This is a genomic window from Comamonas testosteroni (assembly GCF_014076415.1).
In the GTDB taxonomy this organism is placed as follows: Bacteria; Pseudomonadota; Gammaproteobacteria; order Burkholderiales; family Burkholderiaceae_C; genus Comamonas; species Comamonas testosteroni_F.
In genome coordinates, this window is sequence record NZ_CP043568.1 from 2071455 (window position 1) to 2088557 (window position 17103).

Below are 17103 nucleotides of genomic sequence, written 5' to 3' on the forward strand. Positions count from 1 at the left end.
CGCTTCGGTGCGGCAGAGTCGCGGCGCGTTCCGGAAAGTCATCGGGGCGCAGCGTGTCTCACGACGTGCATTGAATCTCTGGCTTTTTAAGGACCTGAGGTGCTGGCTCGATCACTTGGCACCCACCGCGTTGCTGCGATGGGTGTAATGTAGCGTTGCTAAATTAATTGTGCAATAGCTTTGCTAAATATTTTTTTTGTAGCGTTGCTGTGTCTTGATAGTGCGCATTGGTTCAAAGACAAAAAAGCCCGCACAAGGCGAGCTGTCTCAGGTTGCGTGCTGTCTATTGAAGGAGGAGCATTTAGGTATCACGCACTTCAAGGAGAGCGGCGATGTCTGCCCTCATGACACAAATGGTTGGTCTGTGGATCCTGGCCGTGTTGGTGGCCTGGGTGATCAACGAGATCAGGGACGATTGGCATAAAAAAGCCCGCACATGACGGGCTTTAGGCTGAATGATTTCAAGGCCAATCAGGAGTTTGCCTGCTACAGCCTTTTTCCGTTCCAAGCCCATACCACTCGCCCGACGACATCCACTTGATGATCGCCATTGAGCGTTTGCACAGTCTTGGCACTGGGGTTGTCGCTTGTCACTTGCAGCTTGCCGTCAAAGGTCGGGGTGACACGCTTGATGAAATTACGATCGTTTGCGCGCAGCACGTAGACGCCTTCGCGCGAACTTGGATCGCGTGCGCTGAGTCCGGTGTCGACAAGCAGTACATCTCCATCAGTAAAGGTAGGAGCCATGCTGTCCCCGTAGGCGTGAATGAAGCGCAGCTCTTGCGGGTTCTGGGGTCTGATCTGCTGATTGATCCAGTGAGGCGACAGGGCCAGGTCACCCACGATGACATCTGACTCCAACAACTCAGAGCCGGGCCCCATGCTGCCGCAGTTGGACAACACTGGAACAATGACTGCATCCGGCGCGTGATACATCGGAACAGCGCTATATGCAGACAGGTCAATTTCTTGTGCCTTTGGATGAGGCGCAGGCTGAGCAAGCTCCGAAACATCTGAGACCAGCTTTGCAAAGCGGGGGGCAATTTCTCCGATTCCGATTCCCAACCCTTTTGCATACGCCTTGGCCGCGTCTAGGCTGATGGGGCGATGTCCGCTTTGGTGCTGTGAAAGCATGGACGCTCCGCCTGGAACTCCATAGTCCTTGGCGAACTGTGCTTTGTTTTTAACGCCGGTAAGAAGGCGACGCAAGTTCGCAGCCTCTTCCTCAGTAGTCCATTCTTTCATGTTAGCGATGCTAATAAGTATTGCATTTAGCGTGGCTTGATGTTGTTAGTTAGCTATGCTAAATTTGCTGTATGAAACATGCAGCATTCGCAAAGCGAGCCAGCACCGAGGCAGGTGGCCCTACTGCTCTGGCGCGAGCCCTGGGCAAATCCCCTTCCGAGATATCTCAGTGGATCAGCGGACGACGCCCGATCCCTGCTGCTTGCGCTGCAAGCCTTGAGAAGCTCACTACTGTGACTAGGCAGGATCTGTTTCCCGAGCAGTACACGCAGATCTGGCCCGAGCTGGCTCAGCCATCCACCCCAGAAAAGGAGGTGGGCAATGACTGAGCCGTCCCTTAGCGCTCTCTGCTGGCAGCAAGCAACGTACGCCTCGCGATCAGGTCTGTTTGAGCCGCGCGAGCGCGCAGTTCGACAAGCATCTCCTGATCCACGTCCTTCGGTGCTTCTCTCACCATCGACTCGATGGCTTGTTGGAATCGGCTCAGTAGCAGTTCTGGGTCTGGTGATTGCGCGATCAATTCGGCAAGGAGGATGCGAGTGATTTGGCTCTCGCATTCGAGCGCTACTAGCGCCTTGTGTATCTGCTCTTCTTTCATGTCTGCACCTCCCGGGAATGGTTGTGTAGGAGCTTCCATTCTGCCCCGGGAGGCGGTGGGCACCCAGGCGCAGCGCGCCGCACAAAACCGAATCTCTCTGACTTTGGCCAATCGCTACCCGGTGGGTTCTCCGCTGTGGCACCTGTTCAACAACTTCTATCGCCATACCGTGCACAAAGCGGATTGCGCGGCAAACCTGCACGAGGAGGTTATGCATGACTAACTCCACCAAGCGCATCGCGCAACTCCCGCACCTGTCCAAGGCTCAGAACACGGCGCTTGCTGCTGTTCTGGACGCGCTCAAGGGTCTGCCTCCCGAAGACGCCCAGGAGGTCTTGGATCACGCCGCCGAGCAACTGGCCGGCGACGATTTGCTCCCGATGTTTGCCCGCGGCATCGCAGGCCCCCTGGGAAAACTGATCTGCGCCGTCAAAACCAAGATCGATGACGTCACCTATGGCCTGTGGTTGCAGTACTGCGCTGCGCGCGGCCTGGATACCGCATGCGTGCTGCGCGACTGCATCTACGCCTTGGTGCATGGCAAGACGTATCGGCAAATGGTGATGGAGAAGATGAACCATGAAGCCAATCGTATTGATGCAATGGCTCGGCTCATAGGTCCATTTGGGGGCCCCGAACTCATGGGGGACCGCAAGCAATGAATCAGATCCAAACCATGACACCGGCGGCCGTGCCGCTGACCATGAGCAGCCGCGACATTGCAGAGCTGACCGGCAAGGATCACTTTCATGTGATGCGTGACCTGCGCGCCTTGCATGGACAGCTGGGTGCTTTGTTTGGTGGGTCCATCCAACCTTGGATACACCCCCAGAACGGCCAGACCTACGACGAGTACCTGCTGGACAAGGACACCAGCCTGACGCTGCTGCTGGGCTACGACCCGGTGGCACGCATGAAGGTGGTCAAGCGCTGGCAGGAGCTGGAGGCTCAGCAGGCCCCCAAGCTGCCCCAGACCATGGCCCAGGCGCTGCGCCTGGCCGCAGAGCAGGCCGAACAGATCGAAGCTCAGCAGGAGCAGCTGGCGCTGGCTGCGCCCAAGGTGGAGTACGTCGACCGCTACGTGGCCGCCAATGGCTCCATGGGTTTCAGGCAGGTGGCCAAGCTGCTGCAGGCCAATGAGCATGAGTTTCGCGCCTGGCTGCAGGACGCGAAGATCATGTACCGCCTCGGCAATGAGTGGACTGCCTACCAGAACCACATTGAAGCAGGCCGCTTTGTTGTGCGTGCTGGTGTGGCAACAGCCAACGAGCACGCATTCAACACTACCAAGTTCACCCCTAAGGGCGTGGAGTGGGTTGCAGGCCTGTGGGGCAAGCACAAGGCCCGACAGGCCCAGGAAGCTGGGGTGCAGGCATGAGCACCATCATCATGGCGGCCTGCTGGCCCTTGCAGGGCATGAGCCCCAGCCAGAAGGCTGTCCTCATTTCTCTGGCTGACCAAGCGAACGACGACGGCGTGTGCTGGCCTGCAGTTGGGACCATCGCCGCACGCACCTGCTTGTCTGAGCGCGCCGTGCGCGATGCCTTGGCCTGGCTGCAAGCTGCTGGCGCTGTGTTCCGTGAGTACCGCCACAACACCAGCACCAGCTACACCGTCTGCCCCAAGCGTTTTGATCCGGCCAAGGCTCCGGCGGAGAGCAAGCGCACCACCAAGCGCAAAACCAATGTGGCGGCAAATGCCGCCCCCCCTGCGGCTGCCGCCCCCGGTGCAGATGCCGCCCCACCGGCAAATGCCGCAGTACCCCCGGCAAATGCCGCCCCAGCCCCGGCAGATGCCGCAGGTCTGGAGGGGCAAATGCCGCCCCCAAATCATCAGTTGAACCGTCACTTAACCGCCAATGAACCATCCCCGGCCGCTTCGCAGCCGGGCCGCGATGGAGCAGGTGAGCAGGAAGGCGAAGGGGAGACGGCTCTGCAGGCAGCCTGCCGGGAGACTTGGGCGGCTTACTGCGATGCCTACGTGGAGCGCTACGGGGTCAAGCCTGTTCGCAATGCTGCGGTGAACGCGAACGTGAAGACGCTGGTCAAACGTCTGGGCTACGAGGAAGCGCCGCTGGTGGCTGCGTGGTACGTGCGCTGCGTGAACGAGACTTTTGTGACGAAGAACACTCACGGCGTGGGTGTGTTGGTCAACCAAGCCGAGAGCTATCGCACCCAGTGGGCGCGTGGCCAGGCCGTGACAGCAACGGCAGCGCAGGCTGCGGACAAGAGCAGCGCCAACTTTGACGCCATCGAGGAAGCCAAGCGCCTGACGCGCCAGCGCAAGGAGGGTGGCAATGCTTAACGAGCACGACACCGACTGGCTGCTTGAGGAGCTGGGCGCAACCATGGAGCTGTCTGGGCAGCAGATCCGCCCGGCCGCGCTGGCGTTGCTGGCCTCTGACCTCTCTCACATCGACAAGCCACTACTGCGCATGGCTCTGGCCCGTATCCGCGCCGAGCACAAGGGGCAGATCATGACGGGCACGGTGCTGCAGTACGTGGACCATGCCATGGGCCGGCTGCTGCCAGCGGAGGCCTATGCCTTGGCACTGTCCAGCTCGGACGACAGTGCCACCATCGTGTGGACGAACGAGATTGCCGATGCCTGGGCCGTGGCCGCGCCGCTGCTGCGTGCTGGCGACAAATTCGGCGCCCGTCAGGCTTTCATTGAGGCATACGGCCGCATCACCGGTGAGGCCCGCGCGCTGCGCCAGCATCCTGTGGTGCAGGTCAGCCTGGGTCATGACCCTGAGGGCCGCACCCGCGCTCTGCAGGAGGCCATGACTGCCGGCCGTCTGCCGGGCGGTTTGGAAGCGTTGACCGAGGATGTGCGTCACCAGCTGCAGCTGCCCGCCCCTCGATCTGCGCTGGCGCTGCCAGCCCCTGAGAGCGCACCAACAGGAGCAGAGCGCACCGCGCTGCAGCAGTTGGCCAAGCTGCGCGACCACTTCGCCCGCAAGGCAGGTCGATTCACCCATGCCCAGGTCCTGGCCAGGGCAGACCGCATGCGCCTGAACCAAGAGAAGCGCAAGACCGCCGCCGCTGTGCTGGCCTACCAGCAGGGAGAGGTGGCATGAGTGAAAAGCGATTTATCAAAGCACTACCTCGCAACCAGAGACCATCTGGTGCAACTGGCAATGACGCCGGGATGGTGGCACTACTCAAGGCGCAGGGCTACGGAGTTGGAAGAGGAATCCGTGACACATGGTCACGGGCTGTGGCCGGGAATGCGGGAAGCGGTGCGGGCCGAGCTCAAGCGCCTGGGGTTCAAGCCGCAACCAAGCGATCTGGAGCCGGCGGAGCCAAGTACGGCAACAAGAAGACCGTCACCCCCGATGGTGTGAAGTTCGACAGCCGGGCCGAGGCACGCCGCTGGGGACATCTGTGCATGCAGCTGCGCGCGGGAGAAATCAGCGAGCTGCGCCGCCAGGTGGCCTATGAGCTGGTGCCTGCCGTGAAGTTTGCTGATGCGAGCCGGGTCAAGCCGGCCATTCGCTACGTGGCCGATTTCGTCTACGTGGAAAAGGGCGTGGAGGTCATCGAGGACGTGAAGGGCATGCTGACTCCAGAATTCAAGCTCAAGCGTCACCTGATGAAGGCTCTGCTGGGCCTGGAAGTGAGGTTGGTCAAATGATCCAGCCTTTGAACCCCGCCTTCTTTGGCAAGGTCGTGCCGCTGGCTGGCGAGCGCAAGCTGCCCAGCGCCTCGCGCATCACCCGTCTGGTGTGGCCGGAATATGAGCGCCTGAGCGACGGCCGCTACCTGGTTGAGCGCTGGATGGAGAACCGCTGCTGCAACAGGGTGCAGGTGGGCGCTCGCACTGTGTACGTGTTTAACGACTACGGTTTTCTGGTGCCTGTGGAGGACTGGGGGCGCGCATGGTATTGATGCGCCGTAGCCCCCTCAAGCCCGGCAAGGGCTTCAAGTCTCGTGGCGGCTGGGCTGGCGCTGGGCTCCGTGACGAACAGGATGAGGGCCACTACTGCGAGCCGGGGCAGTCTGGTCGCCGTGAGCAGCGCCTTGCCGAGCGCGCCGCCCGTCAGATTGAGAGCGCCCTTGCAACGGCTGACTTGGTGCCTGAGAACGTCACTATGGCCCCCGGGGCTGGCACGACAGGCATAGCTGTGCTGAAAGAGAACGTCATCGGGAGCGAGCCCTACCGCCGCCTGGTGGCCGAGCTGCCTTGCTTTTGGTGCGGCATCAGCGGCTATAGCCAGCATGCCCACCTGAACTACGGCAAGGGCCTGGGCCTGAAGACGGACGACCGCACCGGTTTTCCGCTGTGCTGTAGCCGCCCAGGCGTTGAGGGCTGCCATGTGGCCTATGACAACTACCGGCTGCTTGAGAGCGGAGGGCGTGAGGCCCACCGCGAGTACGGCATTGAAGCCGGCCGCTTCACCCGCGAGCAAATCCTGAAGGCTGGGCTCTGGCCCAAGAGGCTGCCCCTGTGGGCCTGACAAGCGTATTGAACCATTCATCCTGGAGCATCAATGAATTCCACACAAGCAAAGCAAACCTCTGGAACATCGACACACCGCGCCCGTGATGGAGGCGTGGATCTTGGGACTACTGAGGAAACGCCGACGCTCATGCTGGTGTTTGAGGCAATCAGGCAGATTCACGATGCGGGCGGAGAGCCCACACGCGAGCGCATCGTGGCCATGACGGGGCTCAAGCCCACCACGGTGGACGACCGTATCAAGGTGCTGCGAGGTGAGGGCATGATCAGCCCGTTGAAGCAGTGCTACCGACCACTGCACCAGCATGTGGCCGCGCAGGCTGTCTCTTGTACCGTCATGCCCAATGGGGTCTACAAGATTGAAAAGGGCGATGAGGTGATGACGCTGGTGCCAGCCGAGGCGCGCCAGCTGGCGCCTATGCTGGCAGGCAAGGCGCTGGAGGCTTCGGCGCTGGAGCGCGTACAGGAGATGGAGGCCCGCTTGGTGGAGATGGCGCAACAGGTCAGGGATGTGGAGCGCCGGTACAAAGCGCTCAAGGCATCTCAGTCGGGGAATCTGGCCCAGCAGAGTCTTGAGCTGATCCAGTAGGGCCGTGTCGTAACAGATCATCTGAAGCGACTCCCAGCGCCTCATCGCTGGCAGTGAATCAGCAGTAACTGCTTATGAGCGACAAAAAAGGGCCTGGGGCCCTTTTTTGCGATGCCGCTGCCATGTTATGACTTCGCAGAAGCTTGCTCAACAGAGGCCAAGAAGCGCTTTAGCGCATGAAATGCCTTGCTGTCCTGCTCTCCATCGATGACGGCATTTTCATAGCTTCCCTCGGTCGTCTGCACTCTCAACCAGGTGCGCTTTGAACTCGTGATGCCTTTGACCAAGCTCATGGGAACAACAAAGGTCTGGGTCGATTGACGAATTCCTCCAGCCGCATCCATTGCAGTCGCGGTCATGGTTTTCTTCAGCGTGACAACCTGCCCATCTATGTTCAGCTGGGCACCCATGATGCCTCTGTATTCGTTGGTGATGGTCACCATCAAAAGCGCAGTTTCCGGGGTCTTGGCTGACCACTGTGCGCCAAGACCGGTGCAGACCATTTCAGCGCAAGCATTTCCATGCGGCCGAATGGTGACAACGTTTGCATTGTCGAAGCCGCTATGACTGGTGGTTGGTTCGAGGCCCACCGTGTTCGCACAGCCAGCCAAGAGCAACAAGAAAGCAGTCGAAAGTGATGCAGTGATTTGTCTCATATCTAGCCCCCAAAGTACAAGGTTACATGACGCACCGCCTTTTTATATTGCGATTGGGGAACCTGTCGAGGCTTGCAAAGCGTGAGTTTGTAATGCATAGAGCCTGTTACAGAGCGAATGGGCGCTTTGCAAAAGGTCCTGTGGCCGGCCAAAGTGAACCCGGCTAGGGTTCGACGCCAGAAGCCATGTCCCGCAGCATTCCGGGCATGGCACCCATTCCAGCGGGTAAGAGGCCCGGAGAACCCCCAAAAAAATCGAAGTCCCCCAAGCAGCCTGCAGGCAAGAGGAAGCCAGCAGGCAAAGCCGCGCCTATGCGGGACGCGCACCACAGCCGTCTGACGGTCAAACAGCAGCGCTTTGTCGATGAGTACCTGGTCGATTGCAATGCGACACAGGCAGCCATTCGTGCGGGCTACAGCAAGGCAACCGCCAATGAGCAAGCGGGCCGCCTGTTGGTAAATGTTAGTGTTCAAGCTGCAATATCGATAGCAAGACAAGAGCAGCAGAAGCGAACCCAGATCAGCGCAGACCGAGTGGTAACCGAAGCCTGGCACATCGCCACGGCAGATGCACGTGAGCTGGTGGAGGTCAAGATCGGCTGCTGCCGCCACTGTCATGGCGAGGGCCACAAGTGGCAGCGCACTGTGGCAGAGATGAACTATGACGTTGAGCAGTGGGTCTCTTCTGGCAATAACCTAGAGGCCTTCGAGCACCAAGGCGGCATTGGCTACACCCCTCTCAAGCCACCGCATCCAACCTGCCCAGAGTGCTTTGGCGACGGTCAAAGCCGTGTGGTGCTCAAGGACACCAGAACGCTTTCGCCGGCGGCGCTGTCCCTGTATGCGGGCGCAAAGCACGGCAAGCATGGCATCGAGATACAGGTCCATGACAAGGCTGCGGCCATGGAAAAGCTGTTCAAGCACTTGGGCCTGTACGAGCGCGACAACGAGCAGAAGACGGATCCGCTCAAGGCCTTGCTGATGCGTGTGGCATCAAACAGCAATAACGGCTTCACACCGATTGCAGAGGATCCGGAGCGCCCAGCGCAGCCCCCAGCGTCTTCGACCTTGCCAGTCAATCCCAATGCGTCTCAACAGGACGACGAGGACGATTGACCATGGCCGGCATGGTGCATACCACCCCCCTGAATCAGATCCCGGGCAATCCAGAGGAGCTGGAGCGCTGTCTGGCTGATCCTGAGTGGCGCATCTTCTCTGGGTGCCTCTACAAGATCATGATCAAGGGCGATGGGGACGATGATGCGTACTCGGTCCCCTTCAAGCCCAATCGCGCCCAGAAGCGGTTTCTGAAACGCCTTTGGCATCGCAATATCATTCTCAAGGCGCGCCAGCTGGGCTTCACGACCCTGATCGCCATCCTCTGGCTAGACCATGCGCTTTTCAACGCTGACCAGCGCTGCGGCATCATCGCCCAGGACCGCGAAGCCGCTGAGGTGATCTTTCGGGATAAGGTGCGCTATGCGTACAACAACCTGCCCGATGAGATCCGCGAGCGCTTCCCCCTGAAGCGCGACAGCGCGACGGAGCTGCTGTTTGCGCACAACAATAGCTCGGTGCGTGTGGCTACATCCATGCGCTCGGGCACCATCCACCGCCTGCACATCTCAGAGTTCGGCAAGATTTGCGCGAAGTATCCCGAGAAGGCCAAGGAAGTGATGACGGGCTCAATCCCGGCAGTGCCTACTAACGGCATTCTGGTGATCGAGAGCACTGCAGAGGGTGCCAACGGCGAGTTCTACGAGTTGTCGAGCCGCGCCGAAACGCTGCATTACACGCATGTCAAGTTGACCGTGCGCGACTACCGTTTCCACTTCTATGCCTGGTGGCAGGAGCCCAACTACCGCATGGACAGCACTCTGGTGGAAATCACGCCAGAGCAGCATGAATACTTTGAGCGCATCGAACAAGAGGCCGGCTGCACCATCGACCTGGACCAGCGCGCCTGGTATGTAGCCACCCAGGCCGCCGACTTCGCGGGGCGTGAAGAACGCATGTGGCAGGAGTACCCCAGCACTCCGGCCGAAGCCTTCCAGCAGTCCACCGAAGGGCACTATCTCACCAAGGTGCTGCAGGTGGTCACGAAGCGCGGCGGCATCTGCAAGGTCCCCGTGCTGGATCTGCCCGTTTACACCTTCTGGGACATTGGCGCAAGCGATGGCTGCGCTATCTGGTTTGCTCAGTCGCTGCGCGGCGAAGACCGGTTTATCGATTACTACGAAGAGCACGACGAGGACCTGCGCCACTACGTTCGCCACTTGCAGAGCCTTGGCTATGTGTTCGGCAAGCACTTCCTGCCACACGATGCGGCGCACAAGCGGCTGGGCGACTACAACAAGTCCACCCAGGAGCAACTGCAGGACCTGATGCCAGGACAGAGCTTTGTCATCGTGCCACGCATCACCGAGCTGCAGACCGGTATCAGCACCCTGCGCAAGCACATGAAGGGCGCTTGGTACGACAAGGAGCGCTGCGCCTTTGGGGTCGAGCGCCTGCGCGGCTACAAGAAGAAATACAGCACAGCCTTGGCCAAGTTCATCAACGAGCCAGACAAGGCCAATGGATGCACCGAAGGCGCGGACGCGCACCGTCAGTGGGCCCAAGCGAAGGAAATCGGGCTGTACACCCCGAGCGATGACAGCTACGGCTCCAACCATTCCAGCTACGAAGAACCTGAAGCGCCCGATTGGCGCGCGTGAGAGCAACCATGCAATACATCAAACCCCCTCAAAACGCGGATCTGGGCGAGCCCATGACCGTGCTGGAATACGCCAAGATCGTGCAGGAATGCATTGACCAGCCACCATGGCGCGCGGCAGCCGACAAGGAGGCTGACTATGCAGACGGCAACCAGCTGAGCACCGAACTGCTCAAGCGCCTGCAGGCCACGGGTGTGCCGCCGGCAAAAGAGAACGTGATTGGCCCGGCCATCGCGGCCATCTGCGGCTTTGAGGCCAAGACGCGCACAGACTGGCGTGTGACACCGGACGGCGACCCCACAGGCAAGGATGTGGCCGACGCGCTGAACTACCGGCTCAACCAGGCTGAGCGCTTTTCCAAGGCAGACGCGGCCATGAGCGAGGCATTCAAGCCCCAGGCGGCCGTGGGCCTGGGCTGGGTCGAGGTGGCGCGCAGCAGCAACCCGCTGGAGTACAAGACGCGATGCCACTACATCCACCGCAATGAAATCCATTGGGATATGCGCGCCTCTGAGAAGGATCTGTCCGATGCGCGCTGGCTGCTGCGCGAGCGCTTCATTAGCAAGGAGCGCACGGCACGGGCCTTTGAAGACAAGGCGGAGCTGATCACTCAGGCGCGAACCGTCAGCGGCCTGGGCGGCTATGGCGGCTATGTGACCGAGGGCGGCGTATCGACGGGGTTGCTGTCTGCAGCCGATACCAACCGGGCCTGGACCACGCGCGAGCAGGCCTGGTACAGGCACGAGTCGGACGAGGTATGCCTGGGCGAACTCTGGTACCGGCGCTGGGTGAATGTGGTGCTGCTCAAGATGCGCGGCGGTCGGGTGGTCGAGTTTGATGCTGCGAATCCCGCCCATCAGGCTGCCGTGGCGGGGGGCCAAGGCAAGCTGGAGCGCGCCACCGTGGCTCGCATGCGCCGCTCCTATTGGATGGGCCCGCACATGCTGCATGACAGCGCCAGCCCCTATCCGCACCCGCATTTCCCGTATGTGCCGTTCTGGGGCTATCGTGAAGACATGACGCGCGTACCGTTCGGCCTGGTGCGCGATATGATCTTCCCGCAGGACAACCTCAATAGCTCCATTGCTAAGCTGCGCTGGGGCATGGCCAGCACCCCTACAGAGCGCACCAAGGGCGCGGTGGCAATGTCGGATGACCAGTTCCGCCGGCAGATTGCCCGGCCGGACGCGGACATTGTGTTGGACCCTCAGGCGATGGCCCAGCAAGGCGCGCGCTTTGAGGTCAAGCGCGACTTCCAGCTCAACAACCAGCAGCTGCAGATGATGGCCGACAGCCGCGCGGCCCTGCAGCGGGTCGGCTCCATCACCGCAGCCTTTCAGGGGCAGAAGGGCAACGCGACCAGCGGAGTGCAGGAGCAGACCCAGGTGGAGCAGTCGCAAATCAGCATTGCCGACCTGATGGATAACTTCAAGGAAGGGCGCGCCATGGTGGGCGAGCTGATCCTGGCGCTGGAGATTGAGGACCTGGGAGAGGAGCGCGAGGTGATCGTGATCGAGGGCGACACTATCAACCCGCCGCGCACCGTAGTGCTCAATGAAGCCGTGGAGGAGGGCGGTCTGCGCTATCTGTCCAATGATGTGCAGCGCACGCGCCTCAAGGTGGCCTTGTCGGATGTGCCGTCCTCCTCGAGCTTCCGCGCCCAGCAGCTCTCGGCCCTGTCAGAAGCCGTCAAGGCTTTGCCACCCGAGATGCAGCAGGTGGTGATGCCCTTCATGCTGGATCTGATGGACCTGCCGCGTAAGGAAGAAATCATCACGGTCATCAAGAACGCGACCCAGCAGACCGACCCTGAGCAGCTGCGCAAACAGATCGAGCAGGAGCTGCAGCGCGACCTCAAGGTGCGAGAGCTGGACCTGCGCGAGCGCGAAGTGGCGGCGCGCGAGAAGCTGCTGGGCGCCCAGCAAGTGCAGGTCGGCGTGCAAGCGGCGTACAGCGCAATGCAAGGCGGCGCCCAGGTGGCTCAGATGCCGATGATCGCGCCCATTGCGGACGAAATCATGAAGGGCGCAGGCTACCAGGCCCCCAACCCAGGTGGCGATGACCCGAATTTCCCCACGGCAGACCAGACAGCGGCCATGAACATCAAGAGCCCCTATATTCAAGGGCAAGGGCCGGAGGGCGCGGCTACATCTGGTGCTGCTGCCGAAGCAGGCGCGGCGCCAGAGGTGCGCGAGAACACCAGTCCGGCCTATCCACCGGTGCCGCAGGATGCGGGTACCGGGATGCAAGGAATCGAGACCCCGCGCACTGGCGACAACCTGGTTTAGCGGCTGTACCCCACTAGAGTTAGACCGCGCCGCGCAGCCCGGAGACACTTCATCCCATCGAAGCGCGAAAGCGCAGAGATACAGCCCACTCGTGATGAGTCGGCCCATTCCCACCGCTGGAGAGTGTGATGGTCAGGGCTTCGGCCCTGGCCTGATCCTCGAATCGGTGTGCCCCACCAACAGGCCCAGCCGGATAGCTGGGAACGGAGCACAGCAGAGTGAACGAAGCTCAAAAACTCTTGGCAGCAGCCTTTGCAGGCGAATTGGATCTGGATGCGGATGCTTCCGGGTCTTCTGGCGTTTCCGCAACCCAAGGCGCAGCCGCCCCGGCAAATGCCGAGAGCACCCAGGCCGCGACTGAAGCCGCTGCCGGCGCAGAAGCTGCCACCACTGCCACCACCGCAGGCACTGCAGAAACCGCATCGGCTCAGGAAGAGCACGAAGGCGCGCCCATTGCCAGCAAGTCCGGTGGCTACACCATCCCCTATGAAAAGCTGACAGAGGTACGCACCGCGCGCGATTCGGCCATTGCCGAAGCCGCCCAACTGCGCGCCCAACTGGAGCAGATGACGGCCGCACAGGCCGCCAATCTGCAGCAAGCCCAGGCCGATGCCCAAGCCCGCGCGGATGCCGGGAAGGCGCCGACCCAAGCAGACCAGAACCTGGCAGCTGCCACAAGCCTTGTGCAAGGTGGTACCGATGCTTCCCTGTTTGGGGATTTCTCCGAAGAGGGGATTGCTTCCGGCATTGAAAAGCTGGTTGCCGATCAAGTCGCCGCGCGAGTGGAGGCTGCATTGGCACCCCAACGCGAGGCGCAGGCCCGCGACCAGGCCGTGTCAGCAGAGCAGGCGCACACCCAGAAGATCCTGGATGCGCACAAGGATGCCTTTGAAGTCGCTGAATCCAAGGAGTTCGCCAGCTGGAAGTCTGGTCAGCCCGGATACATGCAGGCAGCCATTGAACGCACCCTGCAAGCGGGCACCGCCCAGGATGTGATTGACCTGCTGGGCCAGTTCAAGCAGGTTCATGCTAGCGCTGCAGGCGCGGCGACAACCGACCCCACTGCCGCAGCCGTGGCCAAGGCGCTGGCGAATGCCAAGACCGAACCCCCTGTGAGCCTGTCGAGTTTGCCCGGAGCGGCACCCGCAGGCGCGACGGAGGCTGACCGCGCAATGGAGTTGGCGAGCGACCCTGCTGCCCTGATGGCATACATGCAAAGCCTGCCGCCAGAGCGTCAGATGCGATTGATGAATAGCGTGGTGTAGCCGTCAGGCGCGCCACAAACCATTTCCCGGGCCATCTCGTGATGAGAGCGCCCTTGTCCCATAGCAGGAGGACTCGATATGTCCGGCAAAACCAATGTAAGCGCTGGCTCGTCCAATGCGCAGTTCGTACAAGCTGCGGGTCTGTTTGCGCAGTCCATACAGCGCAATTCCAAGCTCAACAAGATGGTGGGCACCATGCCCAAGGGCGAAGGTGAAGCAGCTGCCACCTTGCGTAACCAGACAACCACGGACATGCCTATCGTGCGTGTCACGGATCTGGGGCGCGGCAAGGGTGACGAGGTGGAGTTTCATTTCATCCAACCTGCTGGCGCCTACCCCATCATGGGCAGCCGCATGGCCGAGGGCAAGGGTACTGGTATTTCGCTGGACAAGGCCCGTGTGCGTGTTCAGCAAGCCCGCTTCCCAGTGGATGTGGGCGACACCATGACCGACATTCGCTCGCCTGTGGAATTCCGCAAGGTAGGCCGTCCCATCGCTCAGGGCCTGATGGACCGCTACCAGGATCAAGGCACCCTGATGCATATGGCGGGCGCGCGCGGCTTCCACAACAACATCGAGTGGGCCATCCCCACCGAAGGCCACCCGGACTTTGAAGCTATTGCGGTCAACCCAGTGCTGGCTCCCACCAAGAACCGCCACTACATTGCCGATGGCGATGCGATTCGCGGCTTCACCGTCAATGCGGGCGAGATGGATATTCAGTCCTCTGACGCGCTGACGATGACCATTGTGGATGCGTGCCGCACGCTGGTGGAGTCCATCGCGCTGCCACCACCCGCAATCCGCCTGCCTGGTGACTCTGCGGCAGATGATTCCCCTCTGCGCATGATGCTTGTCAGCCCCGCTCAGTACCACCAGTTCTCGCAAGACAAGGATTTCCGCCAGTTCCAGGCCAACGCACTGACCCGCGCCAGCCAGGCCGAGCGTCATCCTCTGTTCATGGGCGATGTGGGCCTGTGGAACGGCATTCTGATCTGCAAGCAGCCGCGTCCCATCCGCTTCTATGCCGGTGACACCATCAAATACTGCGCCAGCCACACCAGCGACCAGGAAAGCTCCTGCGTGGTGCCTGCCAGCTTCGGCATCACCCATGCGGTGGACCGCGCGATGCTGCTGGGCGGTCAGGCTCTGGCTCAAGCCTTCGCGGCGTCGAAGCACGGCGGTATGCCCTTCTTCTGGAAGGAGAAGGAATTCGACCACGGCGACAAGATGGAGCTGCTGATTGGCGCCATCCAGGGCACATCCAAAGTGCGCTGGGCCGTGGACCAAGGCAACGGTACCAAGCACTTCACCGACCACGGCGTGATCGCTATCGATACCGCTGTGCCGATCATCGGTGAGCGCCAGTAATCCATGAGCATCGGGCGCGGCCAGTGGGCGGCGCCCGATGGGCTTGGACCCGCGTTCCCTTTCATTCCCATCTAGGAGCCGATCATGGCAACCGTGACCAACACTCAAAAGCGCGGCAATTTGCTGGGCGCTACTCCGTGGGGCAATCTCAATGCCCTGCATTTCATTCTCAAGACCGGCGCCAACGGCGGCGCGCTGGAGGCCGACTCCAATGCGCCTCTGGCAGTGGGCGACAAGGTGCGCATGGGCGTCATCCCGGCTGGCTCCACGCTGGTGGATGCCATGGCTGTCGTATCCACAGGCCTGACCGCCACCGTCAAGGGTGATCTGGGCTTTGAATACGTCGATGGTGTGGATGTCGTCAAGACTCCCCAGGACTCGGCGTACTTCGGCGCGGCGCTGGATCTGGCCGTTGCCGCGCGCCTGCGCAACACATCCACCAAGGCACCGGTGACCTTGCCCAAGGATGCCTACCTGGTGCTGACCACTTCGGGCGCGGCCAATGCCAAGGCGGCCCGCGTCGATGTGGTGCTGCAGGTCATCTCCACCGGCGCCCTGTAAAGAGCGCTCCCAGGATGCGGGCCTGCCTTTGGGTAGCGCCCGCATTCGTCCATCTGAACACTCCCCAGCACCATGAACTTTGTACGCATTACCTATACCGGCCGCAAAATCTACCGTGACCGCGCCACCGGCCATATCTGGCAGCCCGAGGAGGAGCGCCTGGTGAGTGAGGCCATCGCCAAGCCGCTGCTCAAGTTTGTGGAGTTCAAGCGCACGGCGGACCTCAAGCCCGCGGTGCCCGAGCAGCAGCAACAGCAGCAACTGGACCCGGTGCCCGGCACCGAAGTCACGGAGCAGGGCGCGGCGCTGACCACAGAGCAGGGCAGCAACCAGGCCAATACGCAAAAGCCCGAGCTCACCGAGCAAGAGATTGCAGCGCTGGAGCAGCAGGCACTGGACGACAAGGCCAAGGAAGTGGACGACCAGCGCGAGGCCATGCTGATCACTGTGCAGGGCATGAACAAAGCAGCGCTGACGGAGTACGCCCAGAAGTACGACCACGCCTTTGATGCCAAGGCCAAGGTGGATGAAATGCGTATCACGGTCAACGGCCTGATTCACCAGTTCGGGGTGCGCTGATATGACCCTTGAGGAACTGATTGCCTCTTTCCGCGAGGACTCCACCGACAAGCTGGAGCCCTATCTGTGGGAGGGCGAGACCGTAACCCGCTGGCTCAATGAAGCCCAGGACGAGGCAGCCGTGCGCGGCCGTCTGCTGCTCGATGACAGCACGCCAGCGGTGACCACCATTGCGGTGAACGCGGGTCAGGCGTCCTATCAGCTCCATGCCAAGGTTTATGAAATCGCGCACCTGCACTGGCAGCCGAGCGCGGCAGGCCATCGAGCCAAGCCGGCGGAGTTGGTGACGCGCGAGTGGCTGGACCGTCATCACCCGGACTGGCGCGTGCGTCTGGACTGCGATGCGATGTACGCCATCCAGACCGAGGGAGCGCTGCGCCTGGTGCCCACGCCGCGCGAGGCTGGGGTGCTGACGCTGGAGGCATACCGCCTGCCGCTCAAGCCATTGGCCAACGATCCGGACAAGCCGGAGATCCATGCGGCCAGCCATCCCTATCTGGTGTATTGGGCGCTCCATCGTGCTTTCAGTCAGCCCGATAGCGATGGGTTTGACCCGCAGCGCGCGGCCACGGCCGAGGCGGCCTTTACAGGTTACTTCGGTGCGCGGCCTGATGCGGATCTGCGCCGCGCTACTCGCCACGATGTTCCCCAGGTCAACGCGACCTACATTTTTTAAGGTGCCGCATGTTCGGACTGTCCAAACCCCCTCTAAAAGCCCAGGCGGGCGCCGGCCAACCTCAACTGGGCCTTCACCCCGACTCTGCGCCAGCGCAG

The 17103-nt window shown here is 61.4% G+C and carries 20 protein-coding genes; 17 read left to right on the forward strand and 3 right to left on the reverse strand.

The features are described from left to right. Positions 1-486: 486 nt before the first annotated feature. Positions 487-1245 carry a S24 family peptidase gene (locus F0P97_RS09460; RefSeq protein WP_232538173.1) on the reverse strand — a complete coding sequence of 253 codons (759 nt, stop codon included), beginning with the start codon at positions 1243-1245 and terminating at the stop codon, positions 487-489. A 71-nt stretch (positions 1246-1316) separates the two neighbouring features. Here F0P97_RS09460 and F0P97_RS27985 point away from each other — a divergent pair, with 71 nt between their 5' ends. Then, positions 1317-1574, forward strand: a complete 258-nt coding sequence (locus F0P97_RS27985) for a YdaS family helix-turn-helix protein (protein ID WP_182286501.1) — start codon at positions 1317-1319, stop codon at positions 1572-1574. A gap of 8 nt (positions 1575-1582) precedes the next feature. Here the strand turns inward: F0P97_RS27985 and F0P97_RS09470 are convergent, their stop codons facing one another. After that, a complete protein-coding gene (locus F0P97_RS09470; protein ID WP_182286502.1) occupies positions 1583-1843 on the reverse strand; it encodes a hypothetical protein in 261 nt (86 codons plus the stop codon). 215 nt (positions 1844-2058) lie between these two features. Here F0P97_RS09470 and F0P97_RS27470 point away from each other — a divergent pair, with 215 nt between their 5' ends. The 8 genes from F0P97_RS27470 (at position 2059) to F0P97_RS09510 (ending at position 6893) form a co-directional block, all read left to right on the forward strand. Beyond that, entirely contained in the window at positions 2059-2505 is a 447-nt protein-coding gene (locus tag F0P97_RS27470; RefSeq protein WP_232538174.1) for a hypothetical protein, read from the forward strand. Then, complete coding sequence (locus F0P97_RS09480; protein WP_182286503.1) at positions 2502-3221, forward strand: phage antirepressor KilAC domain-containing protein; 720 nt, start codon at positions 2502-2504, stop codon at positions 3219-3221. Before F0P97_RS27470 ends, F0P97_RS09480 begins: the two co-directional genes overlap by 4 nt. After that, the gene (locus F0P97_RS09485; protein ID WP_182286504.1) at positions 3218-4147 is read left to right on the forward strand and encodes a helix-turn-helix domain-containing protein; all 930 of its coding nucleotides are present in this window, start codon (positions 3218-3220) and stop codon (positions 4145-4147) included. The genes F0P97_RS09480 and F0P97_RS09485 overlap by 4 nt, the downstream gene beginning before the upstream one ends. After that, positions 4140-4922, forward strand: coding sequence for a hypothetical protein (locus F0P97_RS09490; protein ID WP_182286505.1), 783 nt, complete (start codon positions 4140-4142; stop codon positions 4920-4922). Before F0P97_RS09485 ends, F0P97_RS09490 begins: the two co-directional genes overlap by 8 nt. 71 nt (positions 4923-4993) lie before the next feature. After that, on the forward strand, positions 4994-5479 hold the full coding sequence (locus tag F0P97_RS27475; protein ID WP_232538175.1) for a DUF1064 domain-containing protein: 486 nt from the start codon (positions 4994-4996) through the stop codon (positions 5477-5479). Further along, on the forward strand, positions 5476-5733 hold the full coding sequence (locus tag F0P97_RS09500; RefSeq protein ID WP_182286506.1) for a hypothetical protein: 258 nt from the start codon (positions 5476-5478) through the stop codon (positions 5731-5733). The genes F0P97_RS27475 and F0P97_RS09500 overlap by 4 nt, the downstream gene beginning before the upstream one ends. Next, positions 5733-6302 (forward strand): hypothetical protein, encoded by a 570-nt coding sequence (locus F0P97_RS09505; protein WP_232538176.1) that lies wholly within the window; start codon positions 5733-5735, stop codon positions 6300-6302. Before F0P97_RS09500 ends, F0P97_RS09505 begins: the two co-directional genes overlap by 1 nt. 33 nt (positions 6303-6335) lie before the next feature. Beyond that, complete coding sequence (locus F0P97_RS09510) at positions 6336-6893, forward strand: hypothetical protein (RefSeq protein WP_182287336.1); 558 nt, start codon at positions 6336-6338, stop codon at positions 6891-6893. Positions 6894-7018: 125 nt separating this feature from the next. On the opposite strand, the gene F0P97_RS09515 is transcribed toward F0P97_RS09510, so the two are convergent. Continuing rightward, positions 7019-7549, reverse strand: coding sequence for a hypothetical protein (locus tag F0P97_RS09515; protein ID WP_182286508.1), 531 nt, complete (start codon positions 7547-7549; stop codon positions 7019-7021). 311 nt (positions 7550-7860) lie between these two features. On the opposite strand from F0P97_RS09515, the gene F0P97_RS09520 reads away from it, so the two are divergent. The 8 genes from F0P97_RS09520 to F0P97_RS09555 all read left to right on the forward strand — a co-directional run bounded on the left by F0P97_RS09520 (position 7861) and on the right by F0P97_RS09555 (position 17005). Continuing rightward, positions 7861-8664, forward strand: coding sequence for a terminase small subunit (locus F0P97_RS09520; protein ID WP_232538177.1), 804 nt, complete (start codon positions 7861-7863; stop codon positions 8662-8664). Between the two features lie 11 nt (positions 8665-8675). Continuing rightward, a complete protein-coding gene (locus F0P97_RS09525; protein WP_332839893.1) occupies positions 8676-10265 on the forward strand; it encodes a terminase in 1590 nt (529 codons plus the stop codon). Positions 10266-10273: 8 nt separating this feature from the next. Beyond that, complete coding sequence (locus F0P97_RS09530) at positions 10274-12553, forward strand: hypothetical protein (RefSeq protein ID WP_182286510.1); 2280 nt, start codon at positions 10274-10276, stop codon at positions 12551-12553. Positions 12554-12771: 218 nt separating this feature from the next. Next, positions 12772-13818, forward strand: a complete 1047-nt coding sequence (locus F0P97_RS09535; protein ID WP_182286511.1) for a hypothetical protein — start codon at positions 12772-12774, stop codon at positions 13816-13818. Positions 13819-13896: 78 nt separating this feature from the next. Further along, the gene (locus F0P97_RS09540) at positions 13897-15189 is read left to right on the forward strand and encodes a DUF4043 family protein (protein ID WP_182286512.1); all 1293 of its coding nucleotides are present in this window, start codon (positions 13897-13899) and stop codon (positions 15187-15189) included. An 84-nt stretch (positions 15190-15273) separates the two neighbouring features. Beyond that, a complete protein-coding gene (locus F0P97_RS09545; RefSeq protein ID WP_182286513.1) occupies positions 15274-15750 on the forward strand; it encodes a hypothetical protein in 477 nt (158 codons plus the stop codon). 72 nt (positions 15751-15822) lie between these two features. Next, positions 15823-16329, forward strand: coding sequence for a hypothetical protein (locus tag F0P97_RS09550; protein ID WP_182286514.1), 507 nt, complete (start codon positions 15823-15825; stop codon positions 16327-16329). A gap of 1 nt (position 16330) precedes the next feature. Further along, positions 16331-17005 (forward strand): DUF6682 family protein, encoded by a 675-nt coding sequence (locus F0P97_RS09555; RefSeq protein ID WP_182286515.1) that lies wholly within the window; start codon positions 16331-16333, stop codon positions 17003-17005. The last annotated feature ends 98 nt before the right edge of the window (positions 17006-17103 follow it).

What these genes read in the sequence shown, in the direction of transcription:
- F0P97_RS09460 (WP_232538173.1), bottom strand. Translation starts at nt 1,245, where the DNA reads ATGAAAGAATGGACTACTGAGGAAGAGGCTGCGAACTTGCGTCGCCTT.
- F0P97_RS27985 (WP_182286501.1), top strand. Translation starts at nt 1,317, where the DNA reads ATGAAACATGCAGCATTCGCAAAGCGAGCCAGCACCGAGGCAGGTGGC.
- F0P97_RS09470 (WP_182286502.1), bottom strand. Translation starts at nt 1,843, where the DNA reads ATGAAAGAAGAGCAGATACACAAGGCGCTAGTAGCGCTCGAATGCGAG.
- F0P97_RS27470 (WP_232538174.1), top strand. Translation starts at nt 2,059, where the DNA reads ATGACTAACTCCACCAAGCGCATCGCGCAACTCCCGCACCTGTCCAAG.
- F0P97_RS09480 (WP_182286503.1), top strand. Translation starts at nt 2,502, where the DNA reads ATGAATCAGATCCAAACCATGACACCGGCGGCCGTGCCGCTGACCATG.
- F0P97_RS09485 (WP_182286504.1), top strand. Translation starts at nt 3,218, where the DNA reads ATGAGCACCATCATCATGGCGGCCTGCTGGCCCTTGCAGGGCATGAGC.
- F0P97_RS09490 (WP_182286505.1), top strand. Translation starts at nt 4,140, where the DNA reads ATGCTTAACGAGCACGACACCGACTGGCTGCTTGAGGAGCTGGGCGCA.
- F0P97_RS27475 (WP_232538175.1), top strand. Translation starts at nt 4,994, where the DNA reads ATGGTGGCACTACTCAAGGCGCAGGGCTACGGAGTTGGAAGAGGAATC.
- F0P97_RS09500 (WP_182286506.1), top strand. Translation starts at nt 5,476, where the DNA reads ATGATCCAGCCTTTGAACCCCGCCTTCTTTGGCAAGGTCGTGCCGCTG.
- F0P97_RS09505 (WP_232538176.1), top strand. Translation starts at nt 5,733, where the DNA reads ATGCGCCGTAGCCCCCTCAAGCCCGGCAAGGGCTTCAAGTCTCGTGGC.
- F0P97_RS09510 (WP_182287336.1), top strand. Translation starts at nt 6,336, where the DNA reads ATGAATTCCACACAAGCAAAGCAAACCTCTGGAACATCGACACACCGC.
- F0P97_RS09515 (WP_182286508.1), bottom strand. Translation starts at nt 7,549, where the DNA reads ATGAGACAAATCACTGCATCACTTTCGACTGCTTTCTTGTTGCTCTTG.
- F0P97_RS09520 (WP_232538177.1), top strand. Translation starts at nt 7,861, where the DNA reads ATGCGGGACGCGCACCACAGCCGTCTGACGGTCAAACAGCAGCGCTTT.
- F0P97_RS09525 (WP_332839893.1), top strand. Translation starts at nt 8,676, where the DNA reads ATGGTGCATACCACCCCCCTGAATCAGATCCCGGGCAATCCAGAGGAG.
- F0P97_RS09530 (WP_182286510.1), top strand. Translation starts at nt 10,274, where the DNA reads ATGCAATACATCAAACCCCCTCAAAACGCGGATCTGGGCGAGCCCATG.
- F0P97_RS09540 (WP_182286512.1), top strand. Translation starts at nt 13,897, where the DNA reads ATGTCCGGCAAAACCAATGTAAGCGCTGGCTCGTCCAATGCGCAGTTC.
- F0P97_RS09545 (WP_182286513.1), top strand. Translation starts at nt 15,274, where the DNA reads ATGGCAACCGTGACCAACACTCAAAAGCGCGGCAATTTGCTGGGCGCT.
- F0P97_RS09550 (WP_182286514.1), top strand. Translation starts at nt 15,823, where the DNA reads ATGAACTTTGTACGCATTACCTATACCGGCCGCAAAATCTACCGTGAC.
- F0P97_RS09555 (WP_182286515.1), top strand. Translation starts at nt 16,331, where the DNA reads ATGACCCTTGAGGAACTGATTGCCTCTTTCCGCGAGGACTCCACCGAC.